Source organism: Hyunsoonleella jejuensis (genome assembly GCF_900111025.1).
GTDB classification, from domain to species: domain Bacteria; phylum Bacteroidota; class Bacteroidia; order Flavobacteriales; family Flavobacteriaceae; genus Jejuia; species Jejuia jejuensis.
This window is the reverse complement of the sequence record NZ_FOFN01000004.1, coordinates 208601-227712: the sequence shown is the minus strand read 5'-3', so window position 1 is coordinate 227712 and position 19112 is coordinate 208601. Positions and strand designations below refer to the sequence as shown.

Here is a 19112-nt window from a genome sequence, read left to right as displayed (position 1 = left end):
ATTACTTCATAGAATTTTAATACCACACTTTTAATTTTGATTGATAATTTAGAATACAATACAGAACGGGAACATTTAATTATTCCTGAATATGGTCGTCATCTTCAAAAAATGATAAACCATGCAAAAACAAGAGAAACAAAAGAAGAACGCGAAAAATTAGCAAAAGCTATTATTTCCGTAATGGGCAATTTGCAGCCACATCTGCGCGATGTTCCAGACTTTCAGCATAAATTATGGGATCAGTTATTCATTATGTCTAATTTTGAATTAGATGTAGATTCTCCATTTCCAAAGCCTTCCAAAGAGGTGCTTTCTGAACGTCCAGACCCTTTAAAATACCCACAAAACCACCCGAAATATCGTTTCTATGGGAATAACATCAAAACGATGATTGATGTAGCCAACACATGGGAAGAAGGCGAGTTAAAGGAAGCATTGGTCTATACCATTGCGAACCACATGAAAAAGTGTTTTTTAAATTGGAATAAGGATACTGTTGAGGATATTGTAATTTTCGACCACCTTTACGAATTGTCAAACGGTAAGATTGATTTAAGGAATTCTGAAGAAGATCTATCGGATTCTACGAGTTTAATGCGTTCTAAAAGTAAATACAGCAATACCAACAAAAAGAAAAAAGGGTCTAACCGTTCTAGAAAACGCCACTAAACGTATCGATGGGAACATTTAAAATTGAAGGAGGTCATCAGCTAAAAGGAAGCATACAACCTCAAGGAGCAAAGAATGAGGCACTTCAAATTCTTTGTGCAGTTTTACTAACTCCAGAGGAAGTTACTATTAATAATATTCCTGATATTATTGACGTAAACAAACTCATAAGTTTATTAAAGAAACTTGGAGTAAAGGTTAAAAATACATCAAAAGGCTCTTATACGTTTCAGGCAGACAACGTAGATTTACAGTATTTGGAATCTGATCAGTTTAAGATTGACGGACGTGGGTTACGCGGTTCAATAATGATTGTTGGACCTTTGTTGGCACGATTTGGTAGAGGTTATATACCAAAACCTGGAGGCGATAAAATTGGGCGCCGTCGTTTAGATACACATTTTGAAGGGCTTATAAAACTTGGTGCCAAATTTGGTTACAGTAAGGAAGAGCAATTCTACGGCGTTGAGGCCAAAAAGTTAAAAGGTACATATATGTTGCTCGAAGAAGCGTCGGTAACTGGTACTGCAAATATTGTTATGGCAGCAGTTTTAGCCGAAGGCCAAACCACAATTTACAATGCTGCATGCGAACCATACTTACAACAGTTATGTAAAATGCTGAATAGGATGGGGGCCAAAATTAGTGGTGTAGGGTCGAATATGCTAATTATTGAAGGTGTGGAGAATTTGGGAGGCACAAACCATACGATGCTTCCCGATATGATTGAAATTGGCAGCTGGATTGGATTAGCGGCTATGACCAAAAGTGAACTTACTATAAAAAACGTAAGCTGGAATGATTTAGGATTGATTCCAAATGTATTTAGAAAATTAGGTATCACTGTTGAAAAACAAGGTGATGACATCCATATTCCTGCGCATGCGGATGGTTACGAAATACAGAGTTTTATTGATGGTTCTATTCTAACCATTTCTGATGCGCCATGGCCAGGGTTTACACCAGATTTACTAAGTATTATTTTGGTGGTTGCTACACAAGCTAGAGGAAGTGTTTTAATCCATCAAAAGATGTTTGAAAGCCGCTTGTTCTTTGTAGATAAATTGATAGATATGGGGGCGAAAATTATTCTATGTGATCCGCATAGGGCAACAGTAATCGGTCATGATTTTAAATCGACTTTAAAAGCAACGACCATGACGTCACCTGATATTAGAGCTGGGGTTTCTTTATTAATTGCAGCATTATCTGCAAAAGGAACTTCAACTATTCAAAATATTGAACAGATTGACCGTGGTTACGAAAACATTGATGAAAGGTTACGTGCTATAGGAGCTAGAATCGAGCGAGTTTAATCAGTTAAAAAGGCATTTTTTCTTCTTTTACCTTTTCCGTTAAACAAACTGATGGTTGTACTAACGGTTAATCCCCCAGCTGTAGTGGCTATCCATTCGCCAGTATCAAATTTATTGTTTTGTTGCCCGCTATCGCGCACTTCTTTGGCTAAACCTGCAATTGTAGAGGCTCCTAAACTATACCAAAATGCTTTCTTTTTATTCTTAGTTACTGAATATACTACCGCATAAGTACAACCTGAAATAACAGCACCCGCACCAAAATGCAATTTATCATCCCCTGAAATCATTTGAGAATGGCATACGCCAATAGTTAAACATAACATGCACATAAAAAGATATTTCATATAGGAAAAATTATAATATTTTCTAATTTAAAATTTTAAGATTTTTGCGTGTAATTTTTTGGCTAAAATGTAATGTTGTAGCGATTAACTTCTTTAGATGCCTGTTTTTAAAGAGTATTGATTGCAAAAATCTAAAAGGAGAATAAAACTCAAAAGATGTAGTTTATGTAATTAGAATTTGAAACTCGGTTTTAGTTTTCACTAATCTATAGCCATTTCCACATAAGCTGTTAAATCATTAGGCGTATCAATTTTACTTGGAGAGTACTGCACCAGATTCGGCTCTTTTGCTATGGCATTTAAAAAATGATGTTTATTCAATGCAAGTGGTAACAATTTCGCTTTCGTATTTTCTAAGATAATGTCTTGCATTTCGTATTTTTGCTAACACTAAAAATAAAAAAATACGCATGCAATTATCCAAAGAAGAGGTTTTAAAACAAGCAAATAAAACTTGCAAAAACACATTGATGGAAACATTGGGGATAGAGATAATAGATTTTGGCGAAGATTTCTTGGTGGCAAAAATGCCTGTAAACTCAAGGGTTCATCAACCCGATGGTGTATTACATGGTGGTGCTACCGTAGCATTAGCGGAAAGCGTGGGGAGTTTTGCATCACATATTTTTACAGATTTAGATACATATTTTGTTAGAGGTATAGAGATTTCCGCAAACCATTTAAAAAGTATAAAAGAAGGTAATGTGTATGCTAAAGCAACCTTTTTGCACAAAGGCAGAACTACTCAATTGCTAGATATTAAAGTTACGGATGACGATGATAACTTAATATCAATCTGTAAATTATCAACCATAACACTTCCAAAGAAAAAATAGGTTGATGGCTTTAAATGATTTCTTTCAGTTTATTGCTCAACATTACAACCGTAAATTGCCATTTGTAGTTTATAGGAAACCGAATAGTAATGCAGTTAAAGCAATGCTTCAAAATAATGATGAGCTTTTTATTACATCAAAATTTGAAGAAACAGGGTTTGTATTCTCTCCCTTTGATAATGAATCTGATACTATTATAATCCCTTCGAAACAATCAGAATCTTTAGCAGTAAATTACTCTGAGATGAATGTGATAAGTAAACTGAATCATATTGCAACTCAAGTATCAGATACCGAAAAAGAGCACCATATAAGTTTGGTTGAGAAAGGCGTTGCGGCTATAGAAAATGGAGATTTTCAAAAGGTGGTGCTTTCGCGTAAGGAGGAAATTGAACTTGAGAACACCGACATTTTTTCAATATATAGAAACCTTTTAGCGTCATACAAGTCGGCATTTGTATATTGTTGGTACCATCCAAAAATTGGGTTATGGCTTGGTGCCACACCAGAAACATTATTAAAGATAGAAGGTCGCCATTTTTCTATGATGGCATTGGCGGGTACTCAAGATTATCATGGTAGCTTGGAAGTACAGTGGAGAGATAAAGAACTGCAAGAGCAACAATTTGTTACCGATTTCATTTTGGATAATATAAAATCTACAGTTGAAAATATTAAAACTTCTGAAGTGGAAACTGTAAAAGCAGGAAATCTGTTGCACTTACGCACACTTATAAAAGGAAATTTAATCCATCAAAATTTAAGCTTGAAGCAATTACTGGAAAATTTACATCCAACACCTGCTGTTTGTGGTTTGCCTAAGAAAAAAGCTAAAGATTTTATTCTTGAAAATGAAAATTATAATAGATCATTTTACACTGGGTTCTTAGGGGAATTAAACTTTGAGATTGATACAAAACCAAGAACCGGAGCACGCAATATTGAGAATAGAGCTTATTCTATAAAGAAAAAAAGCACACAGCTTTACGTTAATTTGCGTTGTATGCAGTTAAAAGATAAAAAAGCCATTGTATACGTGGGCGGAGGTATTACAGCAACATCGAAACCGGAGCAAGAGTGGGAGGAAACAGTTTCTAAATCTAAAGTCGTTAAAAACGTGTTATAGCTAAATATAGTTGTTTAGCATTTCCTTATTTTTGCAATAAGATTAATGTTAAATGATATATCCTAAAATCCCGCTAGCCCAAACTGTTATTCAGTTGTGCAAAGCGAAACAGATACAACATATTATTATCTCTCCAGGTAGCCGAAGTGCACCTTTAACTATTGGTTTTACAAACGATGAATTTTTTAAATGCTATAGTATCGTAGATGAACGATGCGCTGCTTTTTTCGCCATGGGAATTGCACAACAGCTTAAAGCGCCAACAGCTTTGGTATGTACTTCTGGAAGTGCTTTGTTAAACTATTACCCTGCTATTGCCGAAGCATATTACAGCGACATTCCTCTAGTAGTTTTATCAGCAGATAGACCAAAACATTTGATAGGTGTAGGTGATGGGCAAACCATCAATCAAAAAAATGTATACAAGAATCATATTTTATATTCAGCTAATTTGAAGTTGGATTTAAAAGACGAAAAGAATATTCCGAGTAATGATGATTTGCCAATAATTAAGAATCTAGAAAACAAATTAGAGCGTTTTTTAGGGCTGCAAAAAGATATACAAGAACATAACGAACAAGAGATAAATATTGCCCTAAATATTGCTAGTTTGAAAAATGGGCCTGTGCATATTAATATTCCTTTTGATGAGCCGCTTTATCAAACCGTTTCGGAACTTTCGGTTAAACCTAAAAATATTGAAGCAAAAAAAGTGGAAAACGGTTTTGATTCTCAAGAGTTAAAACACTGTATTGACGAGTGGAGTTCCGTTTCAAAAAAAATGATTTTAGTTGGTGTAAATCATCCAAATGAAATTGATAATGCTTTTTTTGAAGAGTTAGCAAAAGACGATAGCGTGATAGTTTTCACTGAAACAACTTCAAACCTAAATCACAAGAGCTTTTTTCCGAGTATAGACCAAATTATTGCGCCATTATCGGACGAAGAACAAAAAGCATTACAACCTGATATTTTGCTCACTTTTGGAGGTTTAATCGTATCAAAAAAAATTAAAGCGTTACTTAGAAAATTTAAACCTAAACAGCATTGGCATGTGGATGAAAAGAAAGCTAACGATACGTTTTTCTGCTTAACCAAACATATAGAGTTAAAGCCACAAGAGTTTTTTATGGCGTTTTTACCAAGTCTTACGCATTATAAGAAAAGCGATTATAAATCGTTTTGGCATAAGATAAAGAAACATCGTTTAAAGCAACATGAACAGTATTTAAGGGAAATACCGTTTACTGATTTTAAAGCTTTTGATGCAATTTTAGGTGCCATACCAGATAACAGGGTATTGCAAGTAGGAAACAGTTCTGCAATTCGATATACGCAGCTGTTTAAAATTAATAATACGCTAGAAGTGTTTTGTAACCGGGGTACAAGTGGAATAGATGGTAGCACCTCTACAGCTATTGGTTGCGCCGTGGCAAACACTAAGCCAACGGTATTTATTACTGGAGATTTAAGCTTTTTTTATGACAGCAATGCACTTTGGAACAATTATATTCCTAGTGATTTTAGAATTATTATAATCAATAATGAGGGTGGTGGTATTTTTAGAATACTTCGAGGACATAAAAACACTGAGAATTTTAATAGGTATTTTGAAACGCGACACCATTTAAATGCAAGGCATTTGTGTAATATGTTTAATTTTGAATACGTCTCTGCTTCTGATATTATCGCCTTAAAAGATGCACTCGAAGGATTTTTTAAAACATCAGAGCAACCTAAAATTTTAGAGGTTTTTACACCGCAAAACTTGAATGATGAGGTGCTTTTAGAATATTTTAACTTTATCAAGTAGTTTTAAGTGACTTAACATAAGTTAATGTGTCTAAAAATTAAGTATATTTAAGACAGAGAAATATTAACCTTAAAAAAACACTTTTTATCATGAGTAAACGTGACGAACTTATTGCAAAGTATGCTGCAGATTTAAAAGACAAATGTGGCGTTAATGCCGATATGGATTTATTAACTAAAGTAACTATTGGTTGTGGCCCTTCAATCTACAATGCGGACGCTTCAACAGTTTCTGGAAGTGATCCTTCTGAGTTAGAAACCGTAAAAAACAATTTTTTAATAAAAAAACTAGGGTTGAGCGCTGGTGATGATTTAGATGGAGCCATTGCTAAGGTGATGGACCAATACGGGCAGTCTAACCGAAATAAATATAGAGCAGTAGTATATTATTTGTTAACTAAACATTTCGGAAAAGAGTCCGTTTATTAGTAGAAATACAACATAGAATTTAAAGCGTTGCTACTGCAACGCTTTTTTTGTTGGTATTCGTTTTATAATTGCTAAAGTTATACCTTTGTTCACTATGAAATTAGGAGAAATAAATACCTTAGAAATACTTCGAGAAACCGATCATGGTGTGTACTTAATTGATGCAGATGACGAAGAAGTATTGTTACCAAACAGATACGTGCCTTCTGAATTTAAGATTTGGGATAAAATTGATGTTTTTGTTTATCTGGATAATGAAGAGCGCCCTGTTGCAACTACCGATATTCCCTATATTAAGAAAGATGAGTTTGCTTTATTACGATGCAATCAAGTCACAGATTTTGGTGCTTTTTTAGATTGGGGATTGGTAAAGGAATTATTTTGTCCTTTTAAAGAGCAAGCCTTTAAAATGAAACCTGGCGGATGGTACTTGGTACATTGTTATTTAGATGAAAAAACCGAACGTTTGGTAGCTTCGAGTAAAACTAATCGTTTTCTAGACAACAAAACTTTAACCGTTGAACAATTCGAAGAGGTAGATTTAATTGCATCACATCCTTCGGATATTGGTTGGAACGTAATTGTAAACAAAAAGCATTCTGGCTTAATTTATAAGGATAATATTTTTAAGGATATAAGTGTTGGAGATAAGTTAAAAGGTGTAGTAAAAAAGATTAGACCTGGAAATAAACTGGATATTTCATTAGAGAAAATCGGTTACAGAAATATTGAACCGAATGCTGAACGTATTTTACAAGAGTTAGAAGATAATTCTGGTTTTTTAAATTTAACTGATAAATCTAACCCCGAAGATATAAAAGCACAACTGCAAATGAGTAAAAAGAGTTTTAAAAAAGCAGTTGGGACTTTGTACAAGCAACGGCAGATTGAAATAAAATCAGACGGAATTTACTTGGTCTAAGCTAAAAATAAGATAGTTTTAAAAATGCAATATAGAGCTTACTAAAGCTAATATTTTCAGACGCATAAAAAGAGTTTTTCATTTCTACATTTATTTACCTGATTTGAAAATTATTTTTAATATCGAATTCAGGCATATTCTTTTTTCAGGAAAGGAATATTTACGTCCTCAAGGAAATTTAAATACATATTGTTTTTACTAACTTTAGTTTAAGTTGCATTAGAAACGAGAAGGTCATACTTGTATATTGGAATAATTAGAAAAACCCTATTTGTGTTTAAGAATTCACTTCTGTTATAGGGTTTTTGCTGTTCAAATAAGCGTATCATTTTCAAACACCTAGTATCTAAATTGGTAATGCATTTTACTATTTTTGTTCTATGATAAAACAAGACACCATCATAGCTTTGGCAACCCCTTCAGGAGCAGGTGCTATTGCTGTAATTCGCTTATCAGGAAAGGATGCTATTTCTATAGCAGAAAAACAATTTAAGTCAGTTTCTGATAAACTCTTAAGCAAACAAAAAACGCATACCATACATTTAGGTCATCTTGTAGATGATAGTATCACTTTAGATGAGGTTTTAGTGTCGGTTTTTAAAAACCCAAATTCATATACAGGTGAAGATGTGGTGGAAATATCGTGTCATGGTTCAAATTATATCCAGCAGGAAATCATTCAATTATTTCTTCGGAAAGGCTGTAGAATGGCTGATGCAGGGGAGTTTACGTTAAGAGCCTTTTTAAACGGGAAATTAGATTTAAGTCAAGCGGAAGCTGTTGCCGATTTAATTGCTAGTGATAATGCTGCATCCCATCAAATAGCAATGCAGCAGATGCGAGGTGGGTTTTCTTCAGAAATTGCTAAACTGCGCGAAGAACTTTTAAATTTCGCATCACTAATAGAGTTAGAGCTAGATTTTGCCGAGGAAGATGTAGAATTTGCAGATAGAACACAATTTAAGGAATTAATTGAGCGTATCAACTTTGTTTTAAAACGATTAATTGATTCGTTTGCGGTTGGGAATGTAATTAAGCATGGTATTCCTGTAGCCATTGTTGGCGAGCCAAATGTTGGAAAATCTACATTACTGAATGCATTGTTAAATGAAGAGCGCGCCATAGTTTCAGAAATAGCCGGTACAACAAGAGATACTATAGAAGATGAAATTACAATAGGTGGTATTGGGTTTCGGTTTATAGATACCGCAGGAATTCGAGAAACCAAAGATGTAGTGGAGCGTATTGGCATTAAAAAAACGTTTGAGAAGATAGACCAAGCTCAAGTTGTGATTTACTTATTTGATGCCACAGATTTTGAAACGGAAAGTGCTAGATTTAAAGTTGAAATAGAAAAAATAAAGAACAAGTATCCACAAAAACCATTGTTGATAATTGCTAATAAAGTAGATAAGTTAGATGATGTCTCTACTGTAAATATTAAAGATGAATTTAAAGGTATTAAATTGATATCTGCTAAAAATGGAGTAGGAGTAGACGACTTAAAAGAAGCATTATTAAGTTTTGTAAATACTGGTGCTTTGCGAAATAATGATACTATAGTCACCAATTCTCGTCATTATGATGCATTACTGAAAGCTTTTGGAGAGATACAAAAAGTAAAGGAAGGTTTGGAAACAAATTTATCAGGAGATTTGTTAGCTATTGATATTCGTCAAGCATTATATCATTTTGGAGAGATTACTGGTGAGATTACAAATGATGATTTGCTAGGTAATATTTTTGCTAATTTTTGTATTGGGAAGTAACTTACTTTTTTTTATTTGTTAATCCCTTGTTATTGTTGGCTTTATAGTGTTTTGTCTTCTTTTATTTGTTGTTTATTTGCTCTTTTTTGTTTAAATTTGTTGTATATCTGTTGCCTGAAATATAGAATTGTTGCCCATTTCTGTTGGCTAAGATATTGGCGAAATGATGCACCATAACGCACCACGTTGCACCATTACGCTACATAACGCACCATTTATGAGCAGTAATTTATTCATTCCTAAAACTTGTAAGCATTGCGGTAATGCATTTACAGCACGTACAACAGTTACTAAATACTGTGGCGATACTTGTGCAAAAAGAGCTTATAAGGCACGCAAACGTCAAGAAAAAATTCAAGCTACTCTTACTGAAGATATGCAACAGCAAAAACAAGTTGTTGAAGTTCGCAATCCTAATGCTGTAAATAACAAAGATTTTTTAAGCGTAACAGAAGCCTCACAACTGATTGGCGTGAGTAGATGGACCATTCAAAGAATGATTCAACAAGGACGTTTAAAAGCAGTTCCTTTTGGTAGAAAGCGTATTGTGGCCAGATGGCAAATAGAAAACCTTTTTAATTAATTCCATTATGAAAGTAACATTAAGACAACGCAAGAAGAACGACAAAATAAGTCTGTATTTAGATTACTATCATAAAGGCAAACGTAAAACAGAATACTTACGCTTATACCTTACACCTAATCCTAAAACCAAAACTGAAAGAGAGGTTAATAAGAAAACCAAACAATTGGCTGAAACTATATGTGCACAGCGACAAATAGAAATTCAAAATGGTATTTATGGCTTTCAAGATATTGAAAAGCTAAAAGGTAGTTTTATTACTTATATCACAGCTTTAGCAGAAAAGAAAAATACAAGCTCTGGCAATTATGGTAATTGGAATAGTATGCTAAAACATTTAAAAAAGTTTTGTCCAACAGATGTTAGTTTTCAAGATATAGACAAATCGTTTGTTGAGCGTTTCAAAGAGTATTTAGATAAAGATGCAATAGGTAGAGCAGGTAAGCAACTGTCTCAAAATTCAAAATATTCGTATTACGGTAAATTTTCAGCTGCATTAAAACAGGCGGTCAAAGATGGCATATTAAAAGTAAATCCTGCAAATGGTGTAGAGTATTTTAAACAAGGTGAACCTCAACGAGAATTTTTAACGCTTGATGAATTACAAAAGGCAGTTAATACAGAATGTGAACTGCCTATTTTAAAGAATGCTTTTATTTTTTCAGCTTTAACCGGATTACGTTGGTCAGATATTGAAAAACTAATATGGTCAGAAATCCAGCACTCAAAAGAAATGGGATATTATATCCGATTTAGACAAAAGAAAACTAAAGGTGTCGAAACCTTACCAATATCAGACCAAGCAAGAAATCTATTAGGAGAAAAAGGTAATCCAGACGATAAAGTATTTGATGGCTTACATTATAGTGCCTGGTCTAATTTAAAATTACAACAATGGATGATGAAAGCAGGTATTACTAAAACTATTACCTTTCATTGTGCGCGTCATACCTACGCTACCTTGCAATTAACTTTGGGTACAGATATTTATACAGTATCAAAATTATTAGGTCATAAAGAGTTACGCACTACACAGATATATGCCAAAGTAATTGACGATAAAAAGAAAGAAGCTGCTAACCGTATTCAACTGGATTTATAATGAAAGGAAGTGTATTTTCAAGATTAGTTTCAATAACCAATGGCTTACATAGGGATAATAGACAGGAAAAAGATTTTAAATACTTACTGTCTGATTTTAAATTGAATCCAAAAGCTAATAACGCAGTTTTTAAAGTAAACTTTAAAAAGCCTTTAAATGCTAAAAAAGAATACTGCCAAAAGCTAATATTTAATGAAACAGAAAATACAGTAGCATCATTTGAAAAAGAATTTCCTAAAAATGCAACTACACCAGAAAATAAATACAGCTATACTATTCTACTTAATAAATTTGATAAGTACTTAAATGACATTTCAACTTATATCAATAAAAGAGGAATAACAGCAGATTTCAACAATGATGACAATTATATCATAAACTACTTAAAAGTATCTGTAATAAGGTTGTATGCTGAACTACAAGAGCAATACGGTCAGTTTTCCGTAAACACAAAATTCTCAATTGCTGAAATTGGAGAAAAATACTTTAATGATGAAACTTTTGATATTAGCCTAATAGAAAAGAGCACTACTAAAAAAGTTGCTACCAAAAAAACATCAATATCTAAAGCAAAACCAAAGACCTCTTTTGGATATAAAAGCAACGACACTTCAACTTTGCTAACTGTGCTCAAACAAATAAATCTAAAAATAGATTTGTTAGATAACCGTACAACTGTTGAACAGTTGCACGAACTCTTATTAGCAAAAGATTTTACCAATACAGAATCGCAAATTTATCTTCAATGCGAGACCACACAATTTAGTTATCTTGTAACGAAACTAAAGCCATTTTTTAATGGTTTTAATCCTACATCAATAGAACGTTCTGAAAAATTTGTTACTAAAACAGATACACCACTAAAGGCGAATAATCTTCACAAAAACAAAGTTCATAATCCTAAAGAAAAGGAAGAAATAGATAAAATCATCCAACAACTGCAATAAAAAACAGTAAGAATAGTAAGAAATCTTACTGTTGTCTTACCCTTGTTTTACACTCTTACTAAAATCGGGAAGCCAATTTTCAACCTTTGTCCTGTTCTTGAAAACCAAGAATGACATTTGGCCAGATGTCCTCATTTATTTAAAACAAAATAAACGATGGACACAAATATCATCGAAAAGTTAGACCGCATTGAAAAACTCTTATTAGAGCAACAAACAATGCAAAAGCAAGTATTAAACTTTAATGAAACTTGCAAGTATTTAGAATTATCACAATCTCACTTGTATAAACTTACAAGTACGGGAACCATTCCACATTATAAACCGAATGGTAAAAAGATTTATTTCCAACGAGAAGAGTTAGACCATTGGTTACTGCGTAACCGTATGGACTCAAGAGACGAAATCGAACAGCAAGCTGCCGATTACCTAATTAAGAAAGGAGCGGTGAAGTTATGACTGAAATAATCGATTTACTCTTAACGCTCTCGCAAGAAATAAAGGACATTAAAGCACGTATCGAATTGTTACGACAATCGAGAGCAGAAGTATTAAAAGATACGTGGATAGACAATCAAGATGTATTACAGACCTTACATATAAGTAAGCGAACACTACAAACTTTAAGAACCAATGGCAGTTTGCCTTACAGCAAAGTAAAAGGTAAATTTTACTATAGAGTTGCTGACATTGAGCAGTTGCTTCAAGACAACTACTACAACCATAATTTCAAGCGAGATGGAAATAAGTAGAGAAGCAATTTTAGACAAAACACATTATGGTTTAAAAATCTATGCCTATGTGTTGAGACAGTATTATCCTAATCAAACAGTCCTTTCTGTAAAAGGAAGGGACTGTGGGATAACTCGCAATCCATTTAATGGTGGTAAAGAAACCTTACGGATTCATATTGATGGTGTAATAGCAACACATCGAGATACAGAATTAGAAGCCTTTAAAGGTGATGTATTTGATTTTGCACAATACCATTTTAGAATAACCGATGAAGAAGATTTGTACCGGAAGATAAATCAAGAGTTACATCTAAATTTAGAAGTCAAGGAAAAAGACGAATTGGAATGGTTGAATGAACCAGACGATACCTGGTATGCCAACTGTAGCTTTTTTAAAGCGCCTGTTCGCAATGTGTTTCCCTCGGAAACCTTGCGATTGCATCAAGTGTTTGCATTAATCACAAGTGATAAATACAAAAGCATTACTGAAGAATTAAGAGCAATTACCAATGTAAAAGAAGCACGTAAATTCAAAGCGAATCGCTTTGATTACGTAACACTTTCAGGAACATTTGAAAAACGAAGCGATAACAACTTGATAAAGCATTCTAATTTATTAACCATTGATTTTGACCATTTAGAGAATCTACAAGAGTTAAGAACACAGCTCTTAAATGATGAATATTTTGAAACCGAAATGCTATTCATATCACCATCTGGTGATGGTTTAAAATGGATTATTAGAATAGATATTTCAGAAGTAACACATTCAGAATATTTCACAGCAGTTGCAAATTACATTAAACACAATTATAACATTGAGGTTGACCAGTCAGGTAAAGACGTTTCCAGAGCGTGTTTTTTACCATACGACCCAACAGCCTTTCTACATAAAAGACATCAAGCATTATGACTAAAATATTTAACCCAAAAGATTGGTTGGAAGTTCCTAAAGAGCAACCTCAACCAAAAAGCAACACCGCAACAACTAATGTTGTTGCAGTTGCTGATAACGACATTGAATCCTACATTTCAGCAATCGAGCAATCAGGTACAGACATAACAGGAAGTTATGCCACTTGGCGAGATTTAGGCTTTGCTTTAGCCGAAGAATATGGAGAAATAGGTAGAGATTATTTCCACCGTATGAGTAAAAATTATGCAGGTTACGATGCTAAAGAGTGTGATGCACAATTCGATAAATGCTCAAACGCAAAAGGACACGGAATTACAATTGCTACCTTTTATCACTATGCACATCAGTCAGGTATCAAACCGACTAAACAACAGTATAACAACGAAGTTGCAACAAACGTTGCAACTGTTGTCGATACAGCCAACCAATCAATGCCTACAATACCAGAAACGGTATATGAGAATTTGCCACAGTTTTTACAACAAGTTGTAAATCCTGCTAATGGACAAGAAGAAAAGGACATTTTATTGTTAGGTGCATTAACAGCATTTAGTGCGTGTTTTCCTAAACTCTTTGGTATCTATGACCAACGTAGAGTATTCAGCAACTTATATTTATTTGTAACCGCACCTGCATCTGCAGGTAAAGGAAGACTTAACCAAATTAAAAATTTGGTAGAGCCTGTTCATAAATTAAAACGAGAACAAGCCAAAGTATTAAAGCAGCAATTTCAAACAGAAACTGCTACTTATAATATGAATAAAGGCAAAGATGAAAACTTGGAAAAACCGAGTAAACCGCCAGAGCGAATGCTGTTCATTCCTGCTAACAATAGTGTAACAGGCGTATATCAATTAATTTCTGATAATAAAGGCAGAGGTTTAATTTTTGAAACCGAAGGCGATACATTAGCACAAGCCTTTAAAAGTGATTATGGCAATTATTCCGATGGATTTCGTAAAGCATTTCATCACGAAACCATAAGCTATTATCGTAGAACAGATAGAGAATATGTAGATATTGAGAAACCGTGCTTGTCAACAGTATTATCAGGTACACCTAAACAAGTGGCAACCTTAATACCCAATGCAGAAAATGGGCTATTTAGTCGCTTTATGTTTTACTATATGAATATAAAACCAACTTGGAAAAATGTATTTCAAAATAGTAATAAGTTAGGTTTAGATGATTACTATAACCAATTAGGTAGTGAGTTTTTAGAATTGTACAAAACGCTAAAAAACAACCCAGAGATTGAAATACGATTAACCACAACCCAACAACAGCAATTCAATACGTTCTTTGAATCCTTACAGACCAAATACATCAACCTACAACCCGAAGAGTACATCGCAACAATAAGGCGATTAGGCTTAATTGCGTTTAGGATAATGATGCTATTCACAGCATTCCGAATTATGGAGGATGGTGATGTAAACGCAACTAAAGAATGTGAGGATATAGATTTTGAAAATGCACTAACCATAATTTCAATTTTAGTAAAACACAGTAGTAAAGTATTTAATGATTTACCAATAGAGCAAAAAGCAACAAAACGCTTAAATAGAAAAGAACGCTTTTTAGAAAGTTTGCCAAAGCAATTTAGCAGACAAGAGTATTTAGATTTAGCCACAAAACAAAGCATCCCACACAAAACCGCAGAAGGCTATATTACCAAATTTGTTGATGCAGGTTTAATATACAGAGAAGCACACAACAACTATTCAAATCCTGCAAAGACATAGTTAAGGATTTTAAGGATTTAAGGATATGATTAAATTGACTTCCTCAAATCCTTAATATCCTCATTACCTGTTAATAACTGTTTATATCTTTTTACTTTCCTTTGGTTTCCTTTTGTTAAATTAGACAAAATTTGACAAGTCTAAATAATTCTATTATGGAGTTTGGAGAGTACATACGTTCATTGCGTGAAAAACGCAATTTGCTATTAAGGGAAATGGCTGCAAACCTAAATATGGATGTTGCCTATTTAAGTAAAATAGAACGAGGAAATCGGATGGCAAGACGCGAACAAGTAGTTGCTTTTGCCAAAACATTAAAAGAAGACGAAAACGAATTAATTAAGCTATGGATGTCCGAACAAATTGTATTAATGCTCAAAAATGAAAAAGAGCGTACGGAAATCCTCAAAATAGCTGAAGAAAAAATTAGTAAGATTGTAAAAAAGGGTTAGGATTTAAAGTAATTTATGTTTAAAGAGAATAAATATTATGGCGAGGTATGGTTTAAATCTGCAGAGGATAATAAGTGCTTTTGTGTATTAGAGTTAATTAATGATGAAGTACACATAACGACCAATTTGTCAGAAAGATTACCTGCCTATCAAATAGAGTTAATTTATGGGGTTTTTACAGGTTTAGGCTATTTAACTTTTGTAAACTGCAAGATTAAAAACAGTAGCAATGGAATAGTAGAGACTAAAACTTATAAGCCTAAATATACGTTTGCTTGTGCATATCATTTAATTGAACCTATAGGTTTGAAAATTAATGAATTTCAAATTGACAATTTAGCAATAGTGAGTTGGGTTAGAAAAATGCATTGGTATAATTCTTTAGAAGACAAACTTGAAAAAGAGGATGACGTAGTCCACAATACGAATATTACTGAAGACTTATCTATTAAAATCACAAAATCAACATCATATACTTCTAACCACAACTTTTTTAGAATGGACAATGTTGGATATGTCGATTTTAAATCAGAAAAAAAATTGAGTATTCTTGAGAGTATAGATTTATATAATTCATTTCAAAAATTATTTCATTTTTTATACGGTAAGTCTGTACAATTTAAAGCTTTTAATTTTAAATGTTTAAGCTGTGGTAATTGGGCTTCGTTATATTACAAGGATGATTTCAACAAAGAAAACATATCTGGTTTTATAGCGCTTGACTATGATACTATTAAAGATGATTTGTCCAATATAATTAAGCATTGGTATAACAATGAAGGCATAGGTTATTGTGCTGATATTATTATCGAAAATTTACTCTCGGTTAAAACGAGTCATAGTAGGCGATTTACAAATTCCTATACAGCTTTCGAAGCTTATAGTTTGAAATTTGGTAATAAGATTAAGAACTCATCTTTTGCCAAAGATTTATTAGAACAAAAGCAATTATTAGTCGATATAACTAATATTCCAGAAGATGATATTAAAACATATGTATCAAAGATTGTTCGTCATCGAGATTATTTAATACATCGCACTAAAACAAAAAACAATATTTTTTCACAGTTTGAACTATTGTATATATCCTTTTTATTAGATTATTTGGTTGGTTTAGGCTTGGTGAAACAAATGGAAGTTTCTGATAAAATTATTGAAAAAATAATAGAGCGTGCTAAATCTACATACCAAGATATGCAGTCTGTAAATAGACTACTAAACAAAGATTTATTAGTTGATAACAATAATAAAGTTCAACCTTCTATGTAAAATTACAATATAATTTCATTTATGCAAGAACACCTCAAAACCAACATACTAAACTTTAAATGGCCTAATAGTGCGCCTACTATTTATTTAACTTTAGAGGATATTGAAGGTAGTCATCCAATCCATAAATCTAAATTTTCAAGGCAGATAAAAGAGGTGTTTCCAGATGCAGACTTATCTAACAAAGACCAAATATTTACAACATTTACAACAGAAATACCAGATGCACCAAGCATTAAGCTAAATTTAGTAGATGGTAGAGAATTAAGAATTTATAAGCAATTCCTTAAACATAAATTAAGAAGCTATTTTAAATCGAAAGACTATATAGTAGTAAAAAACTTCGTTGGTGATGTACAAGTGTGGATGCCTTCAAAAAAAGGGAATACAGCAGACTATAACCTCTACTATAAATTTTCATTTAAGATACAGTTTGCAAAACTCACAGACTTACCAGAGTTAATTGTATCATACGATGGTACTTCAAAAGTCCTTACAACATCGGTTAAGGATATAGAGGATTCAGAGTTAATAAAACGTTGTGTATATGGTCAAAAAACGTTCAATTACCAAATGGACCTCGATACAGAGGAAAAAGAAGAATTTTACAATGCTATTCAGTTTGAGCAAGCATACCCAATTTTTAATTTGTCATTAGCACGAGCATTAGATATACCTATTGAGGAACCTATAAGACCAATTAATAAATATCAAAAGTACGTAGCACTTATTAATAATTTTGCAACCAACTATCTGTTTGCAGAAGATTTTAAAGCCATATTTCCATTTAAGACTGATGCCTTTATAGATGTGCCACTTAATCGTATTAATCACATCGACCCACAAGTAGGATTATTGGAATTTGGTAAAGACCAATACGGTAATAAAAAAACACATTTAGTGCCTAAATTGGCAATGAATAACCTCGCCCCTTACAAAAGACCCAACAACCAAAACATTAAGTTTTTCTTTGTGTACCATACGTCACATAAAGAAGCAATTAAAACCTTTTACAACAACCTTAAAACTGGTGTTACTGCGGATAAAAAGTATTTTAAAGGGATTGAGGCTTATGTAAATATTAAGGCTTCAACGTCTAAAGAACATTTTATTGAGTTTGCCAACGAAAACAACCCAATACCAGAAATCACAGAGCAGTTGGAGAACCTTTCGTTCGACCAAGAAAATGTAAGTTATGCAGCTTTTTATTTAAGCCCATTCGATAAGTTTACACCAAATCCCGAAGACCGAGACATCTATATTCAAATAAAAGAACTCTTTTTAAACGAAGGTATTGTTACACAGGTTGTAGATTATGAGAAAATGGTAGTCAATATCGAGAACCAATATAACTTCCAATTCTCATTACAGAATATGGCATTAGCAATTCACGCCAAATTAGGTGGTGCACCTTGGAAACTTGCAGTAACCGATAAAAAAGAATTAGTAATTGGTGTTGGTGCATTTACCAATCAAGGCGAAAACAGGCGGTATATAGCAAGTGCCTTTAGTTTTCAAAACAATGGCTTATTTAGAAAGTTCGAATATTTTGACCAAAACGAAACAGACCTATTGGCAGGAAGTATATGTAAAGCCATTAGAGATTTTACATCGGTTGCAGAAGCAGATAAAGTAGTCATTCACTTCTATAAGGAAATGAGTTACGAGGAACTAAAACCAATTATTAGAGGGATGCATACATTAGGGTTAAAAATTCCGCTTTACATTCTAAATATCAATAAAACAGAAGCAGAAGATATTATTGCTTACGACCTTAATTGGAACAAAAAGTTAATGCCTGTAAGTGGTACATACATACGTATTAGCGAAAATCAATTCCTACTGTTTAATAATGCGCGTTACCCTAATTCACAGAGATATGCAGATACAGATGGTTATCCGTTTCCAATAAAAATTAAGGTAAGCAGTCCAGATGAAGATGCTTTTGAAGATGCAGACGTAGTGTTAGAACTATTAACACAAGTATATCAGTTTAGCAGATTGTATTGGAAATCACTTAGACAACAAAATGTACCAATCACAATTAAATATCCTGAAATGGTAGCACAAATAGCACCGCGTTTTAATAATGGCGTTCCAGACGATGCCAAAGATGCGTTATGGTTTTTATAAAA

Annotated in this window: 20 protein-coding genes; 18 read left to right on the top strand and 2 right to left on the bottom strand. The window is 33.1% G+C overall.

Annotation, left to right across the window (positions count from 1 at the left end):
- The first annotated feature begins 36 nt into the window (after positions 1–36).
- Together BMY39_RS13795 and murA are read left to right on the top strand one after the other, a co-directional pair.
- Positions 37–672, top strand: a complete 636-nt coding sequence (locus BMY39_RS13795) for a DUF4290 domain-containing protein (RefSeq protein WP_092580674.1) — start codon at positions 37–39, stop codon at positions 670–672.
- An 8-nt stretch (positions 673–680) separates the two neighbouring features.
- A complete protein-coding gene (murA, locus tag BMY39_RS13790; RefSeq protein ID WP_092580672.1) occupies positions 681–1988 on the top strand; it encodes a UDP-N-acetylglucosamine 1-carboxyvinyltransferase in 1308 nt (435 codons plus the stop codon).
- On the opposite strand, the gene BMY39_RS13785 is transcribed toward murA, so the two are convergent.
- Positions 1985–2335, bottom strand: a complete 351-nt coding sequence (locus BMY39_RS13785) for a hypothetical protein (RefSeq protein WP_092580670.1) — start codon at positions 2333–2335, stop codon at positions 1985–1987. The genes murA and BMY39_RS13785 overlap by 4 nt on opposite strands.
- Before the next feature lie 201 nt (positions 2336–2536).
- Complete coding sequence (locus BMY39_RS15125) at positions 2537–2707, bottom strand: hypothetical protein (protein ID WP_177176612.1); 171 nt, start codon at positions 2705–2707, stop codon at positions 2537–2539.
- A gap of 38 nt (positions 2708–2745) precedes the next feature.
- Between BMY39_RS15125 and BMY39_RS13780 the strand changes: the two genes are divergently transcribed.
- The 16 genes from BMY39_RS13780 (at position 2746) to BMY39_RS13705 (ending at position 19110) form a co-directional block, all read left to right on the top strand.
- Positions 2746–3171, top strand: a complete 426-nt coding sequence (locus tag BMY39_RS13780; protein ID WP_092580668.1) for a PaaI family thioesterase — start codon at positions 2746–2748, stop codon at positions 3169–3171.
- Positions 3172–3175: 4 nt separating this feature from the next.
- Complete coding sequence (locus tag BMY39_RS13775) at positions 3176–4297, top strand: chorismate-binding protein (protein ID WP_092580666.1); 1122 nt, start codon at positions 3176–3178, stop codon at positions 4295–4297.
- A 52-nt stretch (positions 4298–4349) separates the two neighbouring features.
- The gene (gene menD, locus BMY39_RS13770) at positions 4350–6110 is read left to right on the top strand and encodes a 2-succinyl-5-enolpyruvyl-6-hydroxy-3-cyclohexene-1-carboxylate synthase (protein WP_092580664.1); all 1761 of its coding nucleotides are present in this window, start codon (positions 4350–4352) and stop codon (positions 6108–6110) included.
- 89 nt (positions 6111–6199) lie between these two features.
- Positions 6200–6538, top strand: coding sequence for a DUF2853 family protein (locus BMY39_RS13765; protein WP_092580662.1), 339 nt, complete (start codon positions 6200–6202; stop codon positions 6536–6538).
- Between the two features lie 94 nt (positions 6539–6632).
- A complete protein-coding gene (locus tag BMY39_RS13760; RefSeq protein ID WP_092580660.1) occupies positions 6633–7460 on the top strand; it encodes a CvfB family protein in 828 nt (275 codons plus the stop codon).
- A gap of 380 nt (positions 7461–7840) precedes the next feature.
- On the top strand, positions 7841–9229 hold the full coding sequence (gene mnmE / locus BMY39_RS13755; protein WP_092580658.1) for a tRNA uridine-5-carboxymethylaminomethyl(34) synthesis GTPase MnmE: 1389 nt from the start codon (positions 7841–7843) through the stop codon (positions 9227–9229).
- Positions 9230–9392: 163 nt separating this feature from the next.
- Entirely contained in the window at positions 9393–9812 is a 420-nt protein-coding gene (locus BMY39_RS13750; RefSeq protein ID WP_245738299.1) for a helix-turn-helix domain-containing protein, read from the top strand.
- Between the two features lie 7 nt (positions 9813–9819).
- Positions 9820–10914 carry a site-specific integrase gene (locus BMY39_RS13745; RefSeq protein WP_092580656.1) on the top strand — a complete coding sequence of 365 codons (1095 nt, stop codon included), beginning with the start codon at positions 9820–9822 and terminating at the stop codon, positions 10912–10914.
- On the top strand, positions 10914–11861 hold the full coding sequence (locus tag BMY39_RS13740; RefSeq protein WP_092580654.1) for a DUF6617 family protein: 948 nt from the start codon (positions 10914–10916) through the stop codon (positions 11859–11861). The genes BMY39_RS13745 and BMY39_RS13740 overlap by 1 nt, the downstream gene beginning before the upstream one ends.
- Before the next feature lie 156 nt (positions 11862–12017).
- Complete coding sequence (locus BMY39_RS13735) at positions 12018–12320, top strand: helix-turn-helix domain-containing protein (RefSeq protein ID WP_027879783.1); 303 nt, start codon at positions 12018–12020, stop codon at positions 12318–12320.
- Positions 12317–12613, top strand: coding sequence for a helix-turn-helix domain-containing protein (locus BMY39_RS13730; protein WP_092580652.1), 297 nt, complete (start codon positions 12317–12319; stop codon positions 12611–12613). Before BMY39_RS13735 ends, BMY39_RS13730 begins: the two co-directional genes overlap by 4 nt.
- Positions 12600–13508: a BT4734/BF3469 family protein gene (locus tag BMY39_RS13725; RefSeq protein WP_092580650.1), complete on the top strand. Its 909-nt coding sequence runs from the start codon at positions 12600–12602 to the stop codon at positions 13506–13508. The genes BMY39_RS13730 and BMY39_RS13725 overlap by 14 nt, the downstream gene beginning before the upstream one ends.
- A complete protein-coding gene (locus tag BMY39_RS13720; RefSeq protein WP_092580648.1) occupies positions 13505–15256 on the top strand; it encodes a DUF3987 domain-containing protein in 1752 nt (583 codons plus the stop codon). The genes BMY39_RS13725 and BMY39_RS13720 overlap by 4 nt, the downstream gene beginning before the upstream one ends.
- 155 nt (positions 15257–15411) lie before the next feature.
- Positions 15412–15708 (top strand): helix-turn-helix domain-containing protein, encoded by a 297-nt coding sequence (locus BMY39_RS13715; RefSeq protein WP_038507003.1) that lies wholly within the window; start codon positions 15412–15414, stop codon positions 15706–15708.
- Between the two features lie 15 nt (positions 15709–15723).
- Positions 15724–16977, top strand: a complete 1254-nt coding sequence (locus BMY39_RS13710) for an ApeA N-terminal domain 1-containing protein (protein ID WP_013622775.1) — start codon at positions 15724–15726, stop codon at positions 16975–16977.
- Positions 16978–16998: 21 nt separating this feature from the next.
- Positions 16999–19110, top strand: coding sequence for a Piwi domain-containing protein (locus BMY39_RS13705; RefSeq protein WP_092580646.1), 2112 nt, complete (start codon positions 16999–17001; stop codon positions 19108–19110).
- The last annotated feature ends 2 nt before the right edge of the window (positions 19111–19112 follow it).

Bases quoted from the DNA above. Each gene is read 5' to 3' on its own strand.
- murA (WP_092580672.1), top strand. From the start codon at position 681: ATGGGAACATTTAAAATTGAAGGAGGTCATCAGCTAAAAGGAAGCATA.
- BMY39_RS13785 (WP_092580670.1), bottom strand. From the start codon at position 2,335: ATGAAATATCTTTTTATGTGCATGTTATGTTTAACTATTGGCGTATGC.
- BMY39_RS15125 (WP_177176612.1), bottom strand. From the start codon at position 2,707: ATGCAAGACATTATCTTAGAAAATACGAAAGCGAAATTGTTACCACTT.
- BMY39_RS13780 (WP_092580668.1), top strand. From the start codon at position 2,746: ATGCAATTATCCAAAGAAGAGGTTTTAAAACAAGCAAATAAAACTTGC.
- BMY39_RS13775 (WP_092580666.1), top strand. From the start codon at position 3,176: ATGGCTTTAAATGATTTCTTTCAGTTTATTGCTCAACATTACAACCGT.
- menD (WP_092580664.1), top strand. From the start codon at position 4,350: ATGATATATCCTAAAATCCCGCTAGCCCAAACTGTTATTCAGTTGTGC.
- BMY39_RS13765 (WP_092580662.1), top strand. From the start codon at position 6,200: ATGAGTAAACGTGACGAACTTATTGCAAAGTATGCTGCAGATTTAAAA.
- BMY39_RS13760 (WP_092580660.1), top strand. From the start codon at position 6,633: ATGAAATTAGGAGAAATAAATACCTTAGAAATACTTCGAGAAACCGAT.
- mnmE (WP_092580658.1), top strand. From the start codon at position 7,841: ATGATAAAACAAGACACCATCATAGCTTTGGCAACCCCTTCAGGAGCA.
- BMY39_RS13750 (WP_245738299.1), top strand. From the start codon at position 9,393: ATGATGCACCATAACGCACCACGTTGCACCATTACGCTACATAACGCA.
- BMY39_RS13745 (WP_092580656.1), top strand. From the start codon at position 9,820: ATGAAAGTAACATTAAGACAACGCAAGAAGAACGACAAAATAAGTCTG.
- BMY39_RS13740 (WP_092580654.1), top strand. From the start codon at position 10,914: ATGAAAGGAAGTGTATTTTCAAGATTAGTTTCAATAACCAATGGCTTA.
- BMY39_RS13735 (WP_027879783.1), top strand. From the start codon at position 12,018: ATGGACACAAATATCATCGAAAAGTTAGACCGCATTGAAAAACTCTTA.
- BMY39_RS13730 (WP_092580652.1), top strand. From the start codon at position 12,317: ATGACTGAAATAATCGATTTACTCTTAACGCTCTCGCAAGAAATAAAG.
- BMY39_RS13725 (WP_092580650.1), top strand. From the start codon at position 12,600: ATGGAAATAAGTAGAGAAGCAATTTTAGACAAAACACATTATGGTTTA.
- BMY39_RS13720 (WP_092580648.1), top strand. From the start codon at position 13,505: ATGACTAAAATATTTAACCCAAAAGATTGGTTGGAAGTTCCTAAAGAG.
- BMY39_RS13715 (WP_038507003.1), top strand. From the start codon at position 15,412: ATGGAGTTTGGAGAGTACATACGTTCATTGCGTGAAAAACGCAATTTG.
- BMY39_RS13710 (WP_013622775.1), top strand. From the start codon at position 15,724: ATGTTTAAAGAGAATAAATATTATGGCGAGGTATGGTTTAAATCTGCA.
- BMY39_RS13705 (WP_092580646.1), top strand. From the start codon at position 16,999: ATGCAAGAACACCTCAAAACCAACATACTAAACTTTAAATGGCCTAAT.